The following is a 17,812-nucleotide window of genomic DNA, read 5'->3' as shown; positions in this document are numbered from 1 at the left end:
TATGAAATGGAGTGGTTAGACGTGATGTCTGGCCACTTTTTTTGAGTCTGAGATTAACTTGATTACAAAAACGGGTCTGGGACAAAAGTCCCAGACCCGTTTTGCGCTCCGAACATATATTGCGGAAACGTGCGACAAAAGGCAGTCAACTCCGCTTAACCCCGATAGACAAACAATCCAAAACCAGGATTATTCGTCTATCGACGTTAATGCTCATTGACTAACCACCTTCTGTCCCACTCTCTTTTGTTATAGATTAAGCATTAAAATTGTCGTTTTCCACATCGCGGATAAACGTTGCTAAATGATCGTAGTAAACGGGAGCGTTGTCGATCATGTGGTGGTGACCACCCTCAGGCGTCGTCACGAAACGTGAGTGCGGAATGAGTTTGGCCATCTTCTTACCGGTCGCAATTGGCATGGTTTCGTGTTCCCCAAAGGTCAACAGGGTTGGGACCTTGATTTCCTTCAGGTGTTCGCGGAAGTTCCATTCCTTCAGCTTACCCTTGATGACAAATTCGTTGTCACCTTGGAAGGCACCATAAACGTCGGTTGCCATCGTGCTGATCAAGTGGGAAATAGCGGCGGGCTTCTTCCGGTCAACGTAACCGTCGTTTAAGATGTCCACGTAGCTTTGGTATTTCGCGTCGTCGTAGTTGCCGTCAGCTTCGACCTGCTTCATGTAGGTCACTTGGTCAGGTGTCAAAACCGTTTCCCGGATATGGTTAATGCTTTCAACGTATTCGTCGATGTTATCAACCATTGAGGAAATGATGGCACCCTTTAAGTGTTGACCATACTTGGCAGCGTACATTTGAACTAAGGCGCCACCCCATGATTGGCCAATCAGGTAGAACTTGTCGATGCCTAATTTTTGGCGAACTTCTTCAACTTCATCCAAGAAGTAGTCGTAAGTGAGATACTTCTTAGCGGTCTCGGGGTCGCTGTAGTCGGGTTGGTCGGAGTACCAGGAGCCGAGTTGGTCGTACATGTGGACTTGAACGTTCAAGCCCTGCTTAGCTAATTGCTTAGCCGTGTCTTCCCAGTATTCGTGGTTGCCACCAGGGCCACCGTGTAGGGCCAGCAAATGAATATCGCCGGTGCCTTGGGTGTTGGTCCAGAGGTGATAGCCGTTGTCTAAGGTAATAATCGTGGTGCCTTGCTTCATGAAAGTTTCCCCCGTTTCTAATGAGTTATTAATATTCTATCACTATTCGCAGAAATTCTAAACTGCTTGTGTTCGAATCAAAACCTGTACTGGTTAAATATGGACGCACTGCGGCTGCCAGAGAGTGGGGACGCTTCGGACTGAGAAGCGGTCCTCTCGCTCGATTTGAAGCCACACAAAACCAGTGTGTCTTCAAAGTCGCCCATGGTGTAAGTCGGGCAAAACTCCCGACTAACGCCATTATCACGGCCGGCTACATCTCTGGCCTCCTCCGGCTCAGATAGATGCCTAGCTATTAAAGTGGTTAATGACAAGGTAGTACAATTGACAAGCTGTGGAATAACATATTGACAACATTTGAACTAATGATGTCTCAATTATGCTGATTGGTTCCGATTAGTATATCGCTGAGAAAAGTTTAACAAAAGAACATCCCAAATGGCGGTTGTATTACGTAACACCATTTGGGATGTTCTAGTAATTTCAGTCGAAATGGTAATTAGTCGATTTAGACTAATTACAACAGACTCAGACCATATTAACTCAGAGCATTGCAGCAAGATTATAATACTGCTGGCATTCAGCCTTAATAGTTGATAACAACTAGTTTTAAAACTACTTTACAAATGGCACATGCAAAGCAGAATCTCCAAGCTGAATCGAGTACTGCAGGTCCTGGTTACCACGAACGGTCATGCCGAAGTCGGTGGCGTAGACGACTAGTCCCAGTTGGTGACCGGCAAGCAGCCGGTAGTGGGTTGGTTGTAACGTCACGCTAAGGTCGTAAAATTCGTTTGGCTTTAATTCGTCAACATGATAAGCGTTGGTTCGGTTCTGCAGGTTGCGGTGGCCCTTGGTGATCATCTTAAATGGCGTCGCTGCGGTCGTCTTGAACTCACGCAGGTCATCTTCACGCCAACGGTAGCCTTCGTCCAGAGCCTTGCGGGCGAGGATGGTTGGGCTGACACCGAGCCGCTTGGTCTCACCGTAGTCGACAATTTGGAAACTCAGCATGCCGACCGGCTGGTTTACCGCAACCCGGAGGTCAACGGTTGGCTTACCATCCAAGACCAGGTCATCGGTCAGAACGGCCGACTTGAAAATTAAACGGTGGTTGAACATGTCGTTATGCTTGTCGCCCAAGAGGTCAGTTTGCCACTGATCGATGTGGTGCGTGTAGCGGTTAAATTGTTCGGCGGGCAATTGGTCGTTGAAACTGGTTGCGGCAGGGAGTGGTGCCGTGACACTGGAGTCGACCAACTCGTCGTCTTGTAAATTGAAGGTGCGCGTCGCGTTGGTTGGCGCATCCCAATCTTTGTAAGCCTTCCAAGTCTCCGGTTGGACGTTATCTTGGATAATGACATTTGGCAACAACGTTTCCGCCTGGTTGTCAACGCCTAACAGCTCGTGGGTCAACCACAGATTGACAATGTCCGTGTAGTCGATGGAGCGAAAGGCGTTGATGTAAATATGCTGACCTTGGTGCAGGATGATCTTCTTGGTGACCGGTAAGTCGCGGACGGCATTCCAAAGGTTATTGACGTTCCGTGGCTTGACGTTCCAGTCATTGAGTCCGTGGACTAACAGGAGGTCGGCTTTGATATTTTTGACGTTTTTCAGGTAGTTGCGGGCGTCCCAGAAACTGTTGTAGTTCCCGGTGGCGCGGTCCTGACCATGGGTGATAGCAGCGAGGTCGGCCTGCCATTTGGCCTGAATGCGGTGATAGTCACCGGGAAGCAGTTCGCGGCTAAAGGTTTCTTCGGCCAGCACGTCGGTGTCTTCGCCAGGGAAGCCACCGGGGGCGATGACCAGTCCGCCGTCACGGTAGTAGTCGTACCAATTGGAAATGGCGGCTTCACTGATGACGGTCTTGAGACCTTCGACCCCGGTGGTTGCGGCGGCTGTGGCCAGGGTTCCTAAGTAGGAACGGCCGGTCATCGCAACGGATTTGTTGCTCCACCAAGCGGGAATGGCCTGGGTAGCGGCACGACTGGTAAAGGCCGTGCGGTTGCCAGCCAACCATTCGATAATGGCAATGGTCGAGGTCGTTTCCTCGGGATCACCAGTGGTCCGCACACCATCGGAGTCCTTAGTCCCGATTCCGGCGGCGTAAACGACCGCAAACCCACGGGCTAAGAAGTAGTCGTTGAGGGTGTAGGATTGTTCCCGGGCAAAGGTCTCTTCGGCCGTCTTGGTCGTGGCCGTCACGGGACGGGCGTCAGGAAGCGGCGTGGTGTCGGGTTGGGCGGTGACATCGGCCAAGGTCAGGTCGTTGGGCTGCTTTGGTTGTAACGGGACGTTCACGTTGTGCATCAAAGCATCGCCGGATTCGTCGTTGGTGCCTTGGTTGTAAGGACTCGCGGTGTAGAGCACGGGGACCTTAAGGCCAGTTTCCGTTTCGGCCGGCCGAATGATTTCGGCCTTTAACAGGTCGCGTTGGCCGTCGTGGTCGGTATCTTGGGGACTTTCCACGTAGACCACTTCACGAATCAAGCGGCTCGTGTCGAAGACGGCCTGAGATTTGCCATTAAAGATCAACGGTTTTTCCACGCTGGCATCGTGGACCAGTGGCTCGAAATAGCCGTGGGTGGTCAGATGGTCCAAGAAGCTTTGACCGTTTTTGGTGTGGGTCGTTAGTAAGAGATACCACGCCTGGACCAGTTCGGCCAAAGTGAAGTCGTCACCGGCATGGTCGGCAACTGGTAATTGAATCTTAGCCATGGCGCTCAGTGGGTCGGCAAGTTGAAAGTCCAGTCCCGGCGCAAAGGCCAAGCGCTGGAGTGCCAAGTTGTAAAAGACGGTGACGGGCACGTTGTCGTGATGATCTAAGAAGTCCAGACCATCAACATCTGTGGTCGCCATTAAATTACTAAGTTGTTGGTCCACCACTGGTTGGGCGGTGTATTCCGGCCAGCTACGATCATAGAGGTCCCGTAACAGGGCACTGGGGGTCGTTAAGCTAGCATTTTGGTCGTCTAAAAAATGAATTCGAGTCAGTTCGTCGCGAGCCGCTGCGGGGGCAGTGGGACGGATGGCAAATTGTTGATTACGCAAAACTATCGCCTACTTTCAATTTTTCATCAAACTTGTTTCTAACAGTTAACGGGTGTGCTTAGCAGTCGCCTTACCGGCCGCCAGATATGGGCTGGAACGGTGCGAACGCAACTTGAAGCCTCGAAAAAACCGAGTCTACAAGATTGGTTTTCTGCTAAGCCGGCCAAAAACGCCGACTTAGCAGAACGACGCGCCTGAGCCCATATCTGCCGGCCTCTCGGCTTACATGGTGGCCTGATGGCGATAGATAGCGAAGTAATATCGGTTGCTGTTACTACGTGGCACCATCAGCCTGCTGCGAATCCAGTCAAATACTCTGTGTGTAGCGATGGATTAACACCTACATGCAGTAGAAATCAATCAGAGCAGGCGGAATCCCTGGCAGCCGCAGTGCGGCCAGCTAAGCACTATTTGGTACATTTTAAACCTGGTCGTTCAGTCGGCTGTGGCGTAACCCATAGCTGAAGTAGATGACCAGACCTAAAGCGAACCAGATGGACGATGCAATCCAGGTCTCCGCGGGAAGCTGGAGCATCATGTAGAAACACAAGAGCCCAGAGATGATGGGTAGGAAGGGATAGAAGGGCACCTTGAAACCGGAGTTTTGGGGCAGGTCCTTCAGGTGACGCAAGCGGATGATCCCAAATGAAACAAACAGGAAGGCCACCAACGTTCCGATGTTAACCAGGTTGGTCAGCTGCGCCAGGGGCACGAAGCCACCGAGTAACGCAATGACCACGGTGATCACGGCCAGACTGTGCTTGGGTGTTCCCGTTTCCTCGTCAATCTTGCCCAAGAACTTTGGCAACAGACCGTCACGACCGACCGAGTAGATCAGGCGTGACGAGCTGTAGATCATGGTGACCATCATGGTAAACATGCCGGCCAAAGCCCCGAGTGAAATGATTCCGGACGTCCAGTTTTGATGGACGAGCGTCAGGGCAAAGGCAACGGGGTCAGCAACGTTGAGCTTGGTGTAATGCACCATCCCAGTCAGCACAATGGCGACTAGCATGTATAGCACCGTGGCAACGATCAACGTGCCAATAATCCCAATTGGCATGTTCTTCTTGGGGTTCTTCACTTCGGCAGCGGAGGCGGAGACCACATCGAAACCGAGATAAGCGAAGAAGACGGTCGAGGCGCCCCGCAAAATCCCTTTAGACCCAAATGGTGCGAAGGGTTGCCAGTTGCTAGGCTTGACGTAGAACATCCCAACGACCACGAATAAAATAATAATGGCAATTTTAACGATGACGATGGCGTTGTTGATACGCATCGACTCACGCATCCCGCGATTCAAGAGCCAACTGATAAAGAAGACCACAAGAATGGCGACGAGGTTGCCGTACGTCCCATTGCCCGGGTCAAAGGGCCCGGAGATTGCCGTGGGGATGTTGAGGTGAAAGCCAGCCAGAAATGATTTGAAATACGCGCCGAAGGCATTGGCCACGGCCGCCACCGCCAACACGTATTCTAGAATCAAAGCCCAACCTAGCACCCAGCCGATGATCTCGCCAAAGACTAGGTTACCGTATGAATAGGCGGATCCGGCGACGGGTAAAACGGAGGCAAACTCCGCGTAACACATGGCCGCGGTGGAACACACGATGGCCGCGATGAGAAAGGATAGAACGATGCCGGGGCCGCTGTATTGCGCGGCGATGGTCCCGGGGAGGATGAAGATCCCCGTTCCAATCACGGCACCGATTCCGAGTGACATCAGGTCCTTTGCCGACATGGTTTTGGCAAAGTGCTGGTCACTCTTTAAGTAGTTGTCTAAGCGTTCGCGGCGAAATATTCGCGAAAGTCCCATAAAAAGCCTCCTATGCTAATATGTAGCTCGACTAGCCGTTCCGGGTGCCAGCGCGGTTTTGTGCTGTCAATCCGGGGAAAACAAACTAGTTTAAACCTATTGTATACATATTATGAGGATACGTCCCATAATATTTTTTCGAAATGACGATTTCGCCCACATTAAACCACTGGAAACGGTTTAAAATGGGATGTCTCGCATAGTGTACCCTAGGGCTAAATTAAAAGTCAATGAGAGTTGCCTAGACTTTTTGAGAAATGCAGTTAAATTTTACCCGTCAGCGGCATTTTCGATTTAAAATAGAGGAAGTCTATTCAAATCCGAGGAGGGCAATTTGCCATGATTACCGAAAATGCTAGCGGAGCGGTCGTTTACCGCTTAAAGAATAATCAACCGGAGTACCTCTTATTGAAGAGTGCCACCAGTAACTTCTGGGGTTTCCCCAAGGGTCACGTGGAGGGCAACGAGACGGACATCGAAACGGCCGTCAGAGAAATCCGCGAAGAAACCCAATTGCAAGCGACCATCGATCCTGAATTTCACGCTGACCTGGACTATGATATGAAGAACGGCCACCACAAGCACGTGGTCCTCTACACGTCACAGGTGCCAGCCGATGTGACCATTACGCGGCAGGTCGAAGAAATCAGTGAATACGGCTGGTTCGATTACCAAACGGCCCGCAAGACGCTGAGCTATGATAACTTAAAGGGCCTGCTAGATCAGGCGAACACGTACCTGGAGGACACTCATGCAAAGTAAAGTGTTGGTGATCACCGGAGCAACGGGGACTGGCAAGACCACCGTCCAGGACTACCTGATTGCCCACTATCCGGCGACAAAGATTATTACGCACACCACCCGGCCACCACGTGCGGGCGAGGTTGATGGCGTCGACTACTATTTTGAGACTGAAGAAAGTTTCCCCAAGAACCACTACCTGGAGTCCGTCCTCTATTCGGGCTACCATTACGGGTCATCACAGGAAGGCATCGCCGCCGGTCTCAAGCGGGCCGAATTTGCGACCATCGTACTAGACAGCAAGGGCGCCATCACCTACGCGGATGAACTTGGCAGTCAGGCAGTCATTGTCTTTTTGACGGTCAGTGATTCCGGAAAATTAGCGCACCGCTTGAGCAAACGGGGCGACGACGAGACCATGATGGCCAACCGTCTAGCCAGTCCAGAATATCGCCGGGACTTAACGATGCCCCTGGCCTTACGCGGACGCGCTATTCAGTTGAATAATGACAACTGGCAACAGACACAGATCAAGCTAGATGAGCTGATGGATCGCCTAGAACACAGTGAAGTAGTCGATAGTTGAGTTAATTAAGAAAATGTGCGACACTTACAGGGCGCTGAGTGGCTGGAATGGGTTGAGAATAGCGGTGTGACAATGCTTGTTGATCACTGATTATGTCGATAAGATGACGGCAACTTCGTTATTCAATTTTTATTGAGAAACTCAACCTGAGCAGGCGGAATCCCTGGCAGCCGCAGTGCGTCAAAATCTAGCAAGTCTAACCATAATAAAAATAAACAAGGAGGCCGCCCATCATGGCAGAATCTTTATCCGCCGCTGTGGCTATTTTAAAAAAGAATAAATTAAAGCTGACCAAGCAACGGCACGCACTCTTAGAGTTTTTGTTGACCAACCAAGGTCATTACACGGATGTGGTGACCGTCGATGCTTTCATGCGCACTGAATTCCCGGGGATGAGCCACAACACGGTTTATCGTAACTTAAAGGAATTCGAGGAAGTTGGCATCGTTGAACAGAATACGGAACAGGAACGCGCGCGGGTCAAGTACCAGTGCGACTTCCATCATCAACACCACCACCACTTCATTTGTCAAAACTGTGGCAAGGTTATCGAGTTACAGATGTGTCCAATGGACTTTTTCACGGCTCAATTACCCGGTTGTGAAATTGCCGGGCACAGCTTTGAACTGTATGGCCTGTGCGCCGAATGTAAGGAAGCCGGCGTAACCGAAGCGGCCTTAGTGAAAAATTAAGAGAATTTTGATAGCATTTTCGTTTTCCCGTGGGATAATGATTTAAATAAGAAGGATGCAGGGAGGAATGTAACATGGCGTACCGGACACCACCATTTATCACGCCATTTGCGATTGTCTCGATGGCCTTAGCCCTTGGTGCGACCAACGTGGTTACCAACACCGTGACTAAGACCAATGAAGGGGCGTCGCGGGTCTCAACAACGAGTTCGTCGCTAGTGAGCGGAATGTCGTCCAGCGATTCCAAGAAGAAGTCGAGTGACGATAGTAGTAAAAAGAAGAGCTCAGATTCTTCTAAAGACAGCAGTAGTGACGAGTCTTCATCAAAGGACAGTTCCTCAACGGATACGCAGAGTTCGACGGCGGACAGCACGTCTGAATCAGAGACGGGCACGACGACCGGCACTACTGGTAGCACTGGGACCACGACGTCTAAGAAGAAGGCGTCATCCAGTGTGGCCAGCTCAACGACGACTAATGACAACAACACGACTGAGGAATCGACTAATTCAGCTAGTGACGATACCACGACGACCAACGATGACACTGGGGCTAGCACGTACAGTCATAGTGCGGCGAACACCAACGACACCACAGGTCAATAAAATGAAGAAAGGGGGACCGCAACATGCTTAGTTTCCTTGACATGGTCAACCACTATCTGGGTTATATCAACGTTAGTGTTAAGATCAAGAACCGAATTTACGTGATTTTAGGGGCATTGGGTGACTTGTATCTGTTTTACATTGCCATTCGCTACTTCCAAAATGGCCACCCGTTCTGGGGGCTGTTGATTCTGTTGGTGGCAATCATGCTAGTTTACTTTGTCTACCTCAATACCGTTTACTATTTCACGACTAAAAAAGCACCGTTCGACATTTCGCCGAAAATTGAAAAATTGCTGCACATGAAGCCTAAGGATGCCGACCTTGAGGGCACCAAGCCCATGGTTCGCGGTGGCCGTAATATTCCGGCCAACGGGTACTTTGACGAAAAGAAGATATTACCCGGGAAATTAACGTCGTCGGCGATGGAGACAGAGAGCATTCAACAACTAGCCACGCGCTTGCAGCAGAATCAGTTGTTGCAGCTCGACTACTCCGGCTTGGGCGACCGAGAGATCATGGAACAAACCCAACGTTTGGGCAAGCCAGTCTATGCCTCGGGCCCTGGCGTCTTGATCCCTTACTTTGAAATGCAAACGGAGAACAACCAACTCGTTGTGTACGCCGGCATCAACCAAGCGGAAAAGCAGCGGGTAGGGGTCGTCAGCACGGTAGGGTTGCAGAACGTTGCTGATGTGCGTGACCAATTTGAACTGTACCTCGCCAACGCCACGTTGGTGGGGGGACCCTTCAAGGTGCTCGGCCGGACGAACCTGATCGAACAGGACAATCCGTTTGCCGTAGCCGTTCAATTGGCTTACAAGCATCAGAATGATGACCAGCCACAAGATTCACTGACCGGATCACCTGCTAACACGCGGGTGTCACGTTATGACGAGCCGAGCACGATGAGTCGCACGTCTCGTTCGGCGGAACGTGACGCGGGTTCGGACTCAGATTCGGAACCGATGACGCGGACCTCGCGTTACCACCATTAAATCAAGCATTCTTAGCCACCTAGCCAATTCGGTTAGGTGGCTTTTTTTGAGTAAGCTGTTCACACTCCGGCTACCAGGGATTCCGCCTGCTGTGGGGACGCTTCAGACTGGAAAACCGCCAGTCTTCTCGCTCGATTTGAAGCCACACTAAGACCGTGTGTCTTCAAAGTCGCCCGTGGTGTAAGCTGGCTGAAAAGTCACCAGCTAACACCACCTTCACGGCTGGCTACACCCCTGGTTTCCTCCGGTTCTGATTGCGTTCTGCAATAACAGCTGCTAAAATTCGCATGTATTCTGCAATTTTCGGACTAGCTGGGTAATGAATTTTAGGATTCCATTTCTCAGTTGCCACAGGAATACCATGTAAGCCGAGAGGTCGTCAGATATGGGCTCAGGCGCGTCGTTCTGCTTAGCTGGCGGCCGGCAAGGCGAAGTAAGCGGTACCATTGCCGCCATATGTGAACTTCAGAACTATTTAATAATAGGAAGAGTTTCAGTAAAAGGGCTATTTCTCAAGTGGTTTAGCCAATGTACGGGTGCTGGTGTAATCGGAAAACAGGTTGTGCGGTTAACATGGCGGTGTCAGTTAAAAGTGATTGGGACAATCAGGCTTAGAGCGACCAGTGGTTAGACCAGTCGCTAGGGCCGTAGAAAAAAACTTTTAATGTTCGGTTTGGGACGCTAAACCGTGGTATGTCTAATATTTTTGGCCTTAAATCATCACCGGGGTTGGGCACCCCGAAGCGGTTTGTTTTGACCGAGTAAAATTTTTGGTTTAAACTTTAATTTAGACACCAAAAAAGCTTTCACGAGAAGTGTGCTTGACGCTGGAATGCGACTTAGATTCAGCGGGCTAATTGGGGCGCTAGTAAGACCGATTACGGTAAAAGAATAACTAGTGGAGGGAAAACATATGTCAATGATTGAATTTCACAACGTGGAAAAGTACTACGGCGACTTTCACGCGCTGCATAACATTAATTTAACGATTGAAGCCGGGGAGACCGTGGTTTTGATCGGACCATCTGGTTCCGGGAAGTCAACGCTGATTCGGACGGTTAACGGGCTTGAACAGATTCGTCATGGTCAATTGATCGTTAACGGCCAAGACCTGGCCAATCCGAAGACCGACATGAACCGGATTCGGAAGAACGTGGGGATGGTTTTCCAACATTTTAATTTATACGCGAACAAGACGATCCTGGAGAACATCATGTTGGCACCGCGCATCGTACTCCACCGTGGCGAAGACGAAAACAAGAAGGTTGCCATGGAAATGCTGGACCGAGTTGGTTTAGCGGACCAGGCACCCAAGATGCCGTCACAGCTGTCTGGTGGGCAACAACAACGAATCGCCATTGCCCGGTCGTTAGCGATGAAGCCCAAGTGTCTCTTATTTGACGAACCAACCAGTGCGTTGGACCCCGAAATGATCGATGATGTGCTGAACGTTATGAAGACCATTGCCCGGGACTCCAGTATGACGTCACTCGTTGTGACCCATGAAATGGGCTTCGCGCGTGAAGTGGCCAACCGGGTTATCTTTATGGCTGACGGTCGTATTTTGGAAGACGATACCAAGGAGAAATTCTTCGATGGCGAACCGACTAACGAGCGGGCTCGTCAATTCCTTAGCAAGATTTTGACACACTAATCAGGGGAGGAAGCTAACCATGAAAAGATTGATTCGTAATCTTGGCCTACTGCTGACCCTGGTCACCCTAACAATCGTCGTGAGTGCTTGTGGCAGTAAGCCATTGTCACAACGCAACGTGCTAAAGACCGACCAACAGACGAAAACCATCACTTGGGGGGTTAAGGCGGACACCCGGCTCTTCGGGTTGCTCGACACCAAGGATGGCAAGATCAAGGGGTTTGAAGTCGATTTAGCTAAGGCACTGACGAAACAGATGCTGGGGTCAAAAGGGAAGGCCAAGTTCATTCAGGTCACGAGTTCAACGCGGATGCCAATGTTGAAAAATGGGAACATTGACGCGATCATCGCAACCATGACCAACACGCCGGAACGGCGGAAACAAGTCGCCTTTTCCAACACCTACTTCTTTGCTGGGCAATCATTGCTGGTCAAGAAGGGCAGTTCAATCAAGAACGTGAAGGATTTAAATAAGCAAAAAGGAACGGTCCTCGGGGTTGTCGGCTCTGACTCCGTTGAAAATGTGGCCAAGGTAGCACCGAACGCCAAGGTCTTACAACTGACCGACTACGCACAAGCCATGACTGCTTTGAAGTCCGGGCAAGGCCAAGCACTAACGACCGATAACGGGATCCTTTATGGGATGTCCGTGCAAAACCCAGGCTATGAAGTTACCGGGGGCACCTTCGTCTCCGAACCTTACGGAATCGCCATGGACAAGAACCAAATACCGCTTAAGAACGCAACTGACAAGGCTTTAAAGGAATTGCGCGCTAACGGGACTTACAATCGGCTCTTACACAAGTGGTTCCATAACGTGACGGGCTTTGACTACGAGGAGGCGGCTAAAGAATGATTCATATCTTTCAAAACTATTGGGGCACGCTCCTTTATGGATTAGGCCAGACCTTACTTTGCAGTATTCTCGCGCTGGTCTTTAGTCTGATCCTCGGGACGCTCTTTGCCTTACTCGAAGAATCACCTAACAAGTTCTCTCGGGGAATTGCTCGGGTCTACATCGAAATTTTCCGGAATATTCCTTTGCTGGTCATCACCATGTTCTTCTACGTGGTGTTCCCACTATACGTGATTAAAATGAACGGGTTCACGGCCGGAACGATTGGTCTTACACTCTACACCTCAGCCTTTATCGCTGAAACGGTCAGAGCGGGGATTCAGTCCGTTGATTCTGGTCAGATGGAAGGGGCCCGTGCCAACGGGTTGTCTTTCTGGCAAGCCATGCGGCACATTATCTTGCCACAAGCCTTCCGCTACGTGATTCCGCCATTAGGTAACCAGTTCGTCAACCTGGTGAAGAACTCATCAACGTTGGCCTTCGTAGGTGGCTTTGATTTGATGTACCAAGGGAACGTCATCGCATCGAGTTCGCTAGAAACCATTGCGGCGTACTCGGCGGTCGGGGTTCTGTACCTGGTCATCACGCTACCCATCAGTTACTACATGCGCTATCTAGAAAAACGGTTAGCTTAAGGGGAGGAGAATAACGATGTTACAAAACTTTATTGATGCCTACTCCCCAGATAACCTACGCTACCTGTTTGGGGGTCTAGGAATTACCATTCTGGTTTCCGTCGTCTCCATCATCGGGAGTTTTATTATCGGGTCGATCCTCGGAATCATCCGGTACGTTAAGATTAAATATTTCTCAGCTATCGTCGGGGTTATTATTGACGTGATCCGTAACTTGCCGTTGATCTTAATTCTGTTCTTTACTTACTTTGGTCTTCCTAATCTGGGGGTCAAGCCGGAAATTATTCCAGCCGCCATTTTAGCCATGACCATTTTCGAATCCACCATGCTGGCAGAAATTGTCCGTTCGGGGATTCAAGCGGTCGACTCTGGCCAAATGGAAGGTGCCCGCGCCAATGGGCTGACCTACTGGCAGGGGTTGTGGCACATTGTGTTGCCACAAGCCATGGTCAAGATGATTCCAGCCATCGTGAGCCAGTTTATTTCCCTGGTTAAGGATACGTCGCTGGCCACCATCATTCTCTTGCCGGAAATGTTGTACCGGTCACAGATCATTTACGGTCAGAACACGAACTACATTATTCCAATGTTCGTGGCAATCGCGCTGATGTACTTTGTCGTGTGTTACTGCCTGTCCGTTCTGGCCCGTTACTTGGAGAAACGTCAAGCTTAATATGTGTAAATTGGTAGTCGATGACGGTTTAGTTGTCGGCTATTTTTGTATTGAAAGCAGATTGCTGTGATAGGGTCGCACTCCGGCTACCAGGAATTCCGCCTGCTGTGGGGACGCTTCAGCCTGGAAGGCCACCAGTCTTCTCGCTCGATTTGAAGCCACGAAGACCGCGTGTCTTCAAAGTCGCCCGTGCTGTAAGCTGGCTGATGAATCGCCAGCCAACAGCACCTCCACGGCTGGCTACATCCCTGGTTTCCTCCGGCTTCGATTGTGTTTCGTCCAAGATAGACGTTGACTTCTAAAACAAGTTTTGAATTTAAGTTAGATGTATGACTATCTCCATGGAGTGCCATCCGAGCTTAACTTCTCGTATACCCATTCAATCTTAGATAGATTCTCAGGGATTGGTGCTAAATATCTCATCAAGACACCACACAGCAAAGAAGGCAAGAAAAATAGTGACATCAAAAAAGCGTCTCACCAACTAGAAATTGGTGGGGCGCTTTTCATATAAACCGGAAAACTTTTTAGTCGGTCACGACGTACTTTTTGAAGCGGTCGAAGTCGGCTTTTTGAAGTTCAACCTTGAGTGCGGTGCCTTCAGCTGCGTAATACGTGCTGAGGACATGCGCGTTATCGTTGAGGTAGGCCACAACATCGCCATCTGCAAATGGAATCAGGAAGTCAGCAGTGACGTAGTCGTGGAAGACCTTTTCCTTCATGGCATCGACGAGCATCTTAATGGAGGCGTCGTCTTGTGCCGACAGGATGAGTTGGTCACCAGCACGACTTGGGTAGTCGGCTTCGGTCAAATCAGCCTTGTTGAAGACCGTGATCATCGGAACATCATTAACACCAATTTCGTGTAGTGTCTGTTCCGTCGTCGCCATCATGGCTTCACGGTTAGGGTCAGCATAGTCAACGACCTGAATTAAGAGGTCGGCGCTGGCTGCTTCGGCTAACGTGGAGCGGAAGGCTTGAACCAATTGAGTTGGCAATTGGCTAACAAACCCAACGGTATCGCTGAGGAGCATCTTCTTTTGGTCGGGGAAGGTTAGTTGCCGGACGCTGGTATCCAACGTCGCGAACAACATGTTTTTAACGAAGACTTGTTTTTCTTCGCTCTTCCCAAACTGCCGGACTAAGGCGTTCATCAGCGTTGATTTCCCAGCGTTGGTATAACCGACCAAGGCCACGGAAGGCAGTTGATTGCGTTCCCGTTGTTGGCGTTGGGTCGCAGCTGCTTGATTGATTTCCTTCAACTCATGGTTGACATGGTTGATGGACCGTTGAATGGTCCGACGACTCATTTCAGTCTGAGATTCACCGGCACCACGGTTGGTAAAGCCACCGCCACCACCGCTACCGGTCTGTTGGTCCAGTCGTTGTGAGGCGCTGGTGTGCAGCCGGGGCAGTTGGTATTGCAGCATGGCCAATTGGACCTGTAATTTAGCTTCGCGGGATTGTGCCCGGTTAGCGAAGATTTCCAGAATCAAACCGGTCCGGTCAATGATCCGGGCTTTCGTGACGTTTTCGAGGTTCCGAATCTGGCTGGGCGTCAGTTCATCGTTAACGACAATGATATCGACGCCATCGTCAGCAACAATCGTGGCCAGCTCTTCAACTTTCCCGGTCCCAAAATAAGTACCAGGTTGTGGCTTTGCCAAGGCTTGTTGAATCTCCTCAACGACGGTCATGTTGTTTGCTTCTACCAGATTCTTCAGTTCGGTCATCGAGTAGTTAAACGTGGCTTGACCAGCATTTAACCCAATCGTAATGACCGGTGTTCGTGGGGCTTCTTCCAAAGGATCACCCTCCTTAATTGTCTATAAGATGAGTATAACATGCTCATCGGCTATCGTCGGTAAATTAACGCTTTTTCCAATGCTGGTTGGGCGTTTTATTCGCCTTACCGGCCGCCAGATATGGGCTGGAACGGTGCGAACGCAACTTGAAGCCTCGAAAGTGCCGAGTCTTCAAGATTGGTTTTCTACTAAGCCGGCCGGAAACGCCGACCAAGTAGAACGACGCGCCTGAGCCCATATCTGGCGACCTCTCAGCTTACATGGAGGTTCTAAGGTAATAATGGCGAAGTAAATTCAAAAGATATCGTTGTTGTTATGGTTATGTGTCGATTAGTCTATGGTGAATCTGCTAGATGATTTATGTGCCACTGTGTCAACGCCTATATGCGGTGCAAATCAATCAGGTTAGTGACTAATCAGAGTCGGAGGAGGTCAGGCATAATCCCTGGCAGCCGTCGTGCAATCAGTATATTTAACCGAATTATGAGAGTTTACTAACTGTGAACAACAGGTAATAGCTTTGTGAGTAAATCATGACTAAGTTTGCCAGATTATAGCCATTTTTCTGCATATCGTATGCAGAAAAGCTTATTTTTACTCGTTTTAAATGTGACATCGGATTTTAATTTTTCATTTTGAATGCTGATACACCAACGTTTAAAACTAGTTTGTTAAAATAATTTATCATTTACCATTGATTTTAATTGATTTCTAATATACAATTGGAAACATCAAATTTGAGGTTGTCAATTCATTGCTCAAACAACTAAGAGGGGTTGGAATTAAAATGAAGATTAATTCGGCAGTCAAACTAGGGACGGTGGCAACGTTCGCGGCGGTTCTACTCGCAGCGTGTGGGTCATCATCTAACAGCTCAGAATCCAGCAAGCAAACGTTAAATTGGATGGAAAGTTCAGCATTACCATCAATGGACTCTTCTACCGCAACTGATGTCGTTTCAGGGGAAACCATTAACAACACCGGCGAAGGTCTCTTACGGATCGGTAAGAACAGTAGCATTCATCCTGGGGTAGCCAAGAGCTACAAGGTTTCTAAGGATGGGAAGACTTACACCTTCAATTTACGGAAGTCTAACTGGAGCAACGGCGACAAGGTAACCGCCAAAGACTTCGTTTACGCCTGGCAACGGACGGTCAACCCGAAGACAGCTTCACAGTACGCTTACATGTACGCGCAGGTTAAGAACGCAAACGCCATCATGAACAAGAAGAAGGCCGTTTCTACTTTAGGAATTAAGGCCGTTGGGGATTACAAGGTTGTTGTCACGTTAACACAAGCAACTAGTTACTTCCCTTCATTGGTAGCAAGTCCAATGTTCTTCCCACAAAATGAATCAGTCGTTCAAAAATACGGTAAGAAATACGCAACGAACGCCCAGGATAACGTCTACAACGGTCCATTCAAGTTGACATACTGGACTGGGACGTCTGATAACTGGTCAATGAGCAAAAACACTAAGTACTGGGACGCAAAGAATGTTAAACTGAAGAAAGTCAACTTCAAGACGATGAAGGATCCGCAAACGGCTTTGAGTCAGTACCAAAGTGGCAAGCTGGATGCAACTTACCTGAGTGGTCAACAACCCAAGAACTACAAGAACTCTAAGCAGTACGTTGAACGGAAGAGTGCTTCAACCTTCTACATTGAATTGAACGAAAAGAAAGATTCAATGATGAAGAACAAGAAGGCTCGTCAAGCCTTATCAATGGCCATCAACCGGAACCAATTTGTAAACAAGGTGCTCCAAGATGGTTCAACGGTTTCAACCGGTTTAGTTTCAACTGGTTTGGCTGAAAACAAGGGTAAGGACTTCAACACCGATGCCGCTGTTCCTTCAGCTACGAGCTACAACCTGAAGAAAGCTAAGCAACTTTGGAAGGAAGCTCTGAAGGAAACTGGTCGTTCAAGCTACTCAATGACCTTAACCGCTGACGATACGCCAGCTGGTAAGAACTCAGCTGAATTCATTCAAAGTCAATGGGCTAAGTTGGGCAACATCAAGGTCACGAACAGCAACTTGCCATTCAAGACCCGGCTTGCACGTTCACAAAGTGGTGACTTCGATGCCGTTATCTCCGCATGGGGTGCCGACTTCCCAGACCCAATCTCCTTCTTATCACTCTTCACTTCTGGTAACTCTTACAACAACGGGAAGTGGTCTTCCAAGGCTTACGATACTTACGTAGGCGATGCAACTGGTAAGGACGCTAACAACACTTCTGCTCGTTGGAACGATTTGGTTAACGCACAAAAGACCATCTTGAACGAACAAGGGATCATCCCAGTTTACCAACAAGGGAAAGCCCAACTCGTCAAGTCTAAGGTTCAGGGATTGGTTTACTTCCCAACCGGCGCTAACTGGGACTTCAGTAAGGCTTACATCAAGTAAGTTTTTGTTAACTCAGTGATTACTGTCGGGTAACCGACTTAATAAGTTTTATCGGGGAGTAAGGATTAACGCGAGTTGATCCTTACTTTTCGGTATTATTGCAATCATTTATTGTCTTG

14 protein-coding genes are annotated in these 17,812 nt (G+C 49.4%); 10 read left to right on the top strand and 4 right to left on the bottom strand.

Annotated elements, in window-relative coordinates; translation table 11 throughout:
- Positions 1-256: 256 nt before the first annotated feature.
- From JUF10_RS04090 to JUF10_RS04080, 3 genes are all read right to left on the bottom strand, one after another.
- Positions 257-1,168: a proline-specific peptidase family protein gene (locus tag JUF10_RS04090; RefSeq protein WP_203640939.1), complete on the bottom strand. Its 912-nt coding sequence runs from the start codon at positions 1,166-1,168 to the stop codon at positions 257-259.
- A gap of 615 nt (positions 1,169-1,783) precedes the next feature.
- The gene (locus JUF10_RS04085; RefSeq protein WP_203640938.1) at positions 1,784-4,222 is read right to left on the bottom strand and encodes a Xaa-Pro dipeptidyl-peptidase; all 2,439 of its coding nucleotides are present in this window, start codon (positions 4,220-4,222) and stop codon (positions 1,784-1,786) included.
- 421 nt (positions 4,223-4,643) lie between these two features.
- The gene (locus tag JUF10_RS04080) at positions 4,644-6,038 is read right to left on the bottom strand and encodes an APC family permease (protein WP_203640937.1); all 1,395 of its coding nucleotides are present in this window, start codon (positions 6,036-6,038) and stop codon (positions 4,644-4,646) included.
- Positions 6,039-6,377: 339 nt separating this feature from the next.
- On the opposite strand from JUF10_RS04080, the gene JUF10_RS04075 reads away from it, so the two are divergent.
- The 9 genes from JUF10_RS04075 (at position 6,378) to JUF10_RS04035 (ending at position 13,478) form a co-directional block, all read left to right on the top strand.
- A complete protein-coding gene (locus JUF10_RS04075) occupies positions 6,378-6,800 on the top strand; it encodes a bis(5'-nucleosyl)-tetraphosphatase (RefSeq protein WP_203640936.1) in 423 nt (140 codons plus the stop codon).
- Positions 6,790-7,365, top strand: a complete 576-nt coding sequence (locus JUF10_RS04070; RefSeq protein ID WP_203640935.1) for a nucleoside/nucleotide kinase family protein — start codon at positions 6,790-6,792, stop codon at positions 7,363-7,365. The genes JUF10_RS04075 and JUF10_RS04070 overlap by 11 nt, the downstream gene beginning before the upstream one ends.
- A 233-nt stretch (positions 7,366-7,598) precedes the next feature.
- Complete coding sequence (locus JUF10_RS04065; RefSeq protein WP_203640934.1) at positions 7,599-8,057, top strand: Fur family transcriptional regulator; 459 nt, start codon at positions 7,599-7,601, stop codon at positions 8,055-8,057.
- Between the two features lie 74 nt (positions 8,058-8,131).
- The gene (locus JUF10_RS04060; RefSeq protein WP_203640933.1) at positions 8,132-8,662 is read left to right on the top strand and encodes a hypothetical protein; all 531 of its coding nucleotides are present in this window, start codon (positions 8,132-8,134) and stop codon (positions 8,660-8,662) included.
- Between the two features lie 23 nt (positions 8,663-8,685).
- Positions 8,686-9,660 (top strand): DUF6681 family protein, encoded by a 975-nt coding sequence (locus JUF10_RS04055; RefSeq protein WP_203640932.1) that lies wholly within the window; start codon positions 8,686-8,688, stop codon positions 9,658-9,660.
- 913 nt (positions 9,661-10,573) lie between these two features.
- The gene (locus JUF10_RS04050; protein WP_048735211.1) at positions 10,574-11,314 is read left to right on the top strand and encodes an amino acid ABC transporter ATP-binding protein; all 741 of its coding nucleotides are present in this window, start codon (positions 10,574-10,576) and stop codon (positions 11,312-11,314) included.
- 19 nt (positions 11,315-11,333) lie between these two features.
- Positions 11,334-12,170 (top strand): transporter substrate-binding domain-containing protein, encoded by an 837-nt coding sequence (locus JUF10_RS04045; protein ID WP_203640931.1) that lies wholly within the window; start codon positions 11,334-11,336, stop codon positions 12,168-12,170.
- Complete coding sequence (locus JUF10_RS04040; RefSeq protein ID WP_203640930.1) at positions 12,167-12,805, top strand: amino acid ABC transporter permease; 639 nt, start codon at positions 12,167-12,169, stop codon at positions 12,803-12,805. The genes JUF10_RS04045 and JUF10_RS04040 overlap by 4 nt, the downstream gene beginning before the upstream one ends.
- 16 nt (positions 12,806-12,821) lie before the next feature.
- The gene (locus JUF10_RS04035; RefSeq protein WP_203640929.1) at positions 12,822-13,478 is read left to right on the top strand and encodes an amino acid ABC transporter permease; all 657 of its coding nucleotides are present in this window, start codon (positions 12,822-12,824) and stop codon (positions 13,476-13,478) included.
- 527 nt (positions 13,479-14,005) lie between these two features.
- Here the strand turns inward: JUF10_RS04035 and hflX are convergent.
- Complete coding sequence (hflX, locus tag JUF10_RS04030) at positions 14,006-15,283, bottom strand: GTPase HflX (protein ID WP_203640928.1); 1,278 nt, start codon at positions 15,281-15,283, stop codon at positions 14,006-14,008.
- A gap of 787 nt (positions 15,284-16,070) precedes the next feature.
- Between hflX and JUF10_RS04025 the strand changes: the two genes are divergently transcribed.
- Positions 16,071-17,693, top strand: a complete 1,623-nt coding sequence (locus JUF10_RS04025) for a peptide ABC transporter substrate-binding protein (RefSeq protein ID WP_203640927.1) — start codon at positions 16,071-16,073, stop codon at positions 17,691-17,693.
- The last annotated feature ends 119 nt before the right edge of the window (positions 17,694-17,812 follow it).

It is taken from the genome of Levilactobacillus andaensis (genome assembly GCF_016861695.1).
GTDB lineage: Bacteria > Bacillota > Bacilli > Lactobacillales > Lactobacillaceae > Levilactobacillus > Levilactobacillus andaensis.
This window is presented reverse-complemented; position numbering and strand designations above follow the sequence as displayed.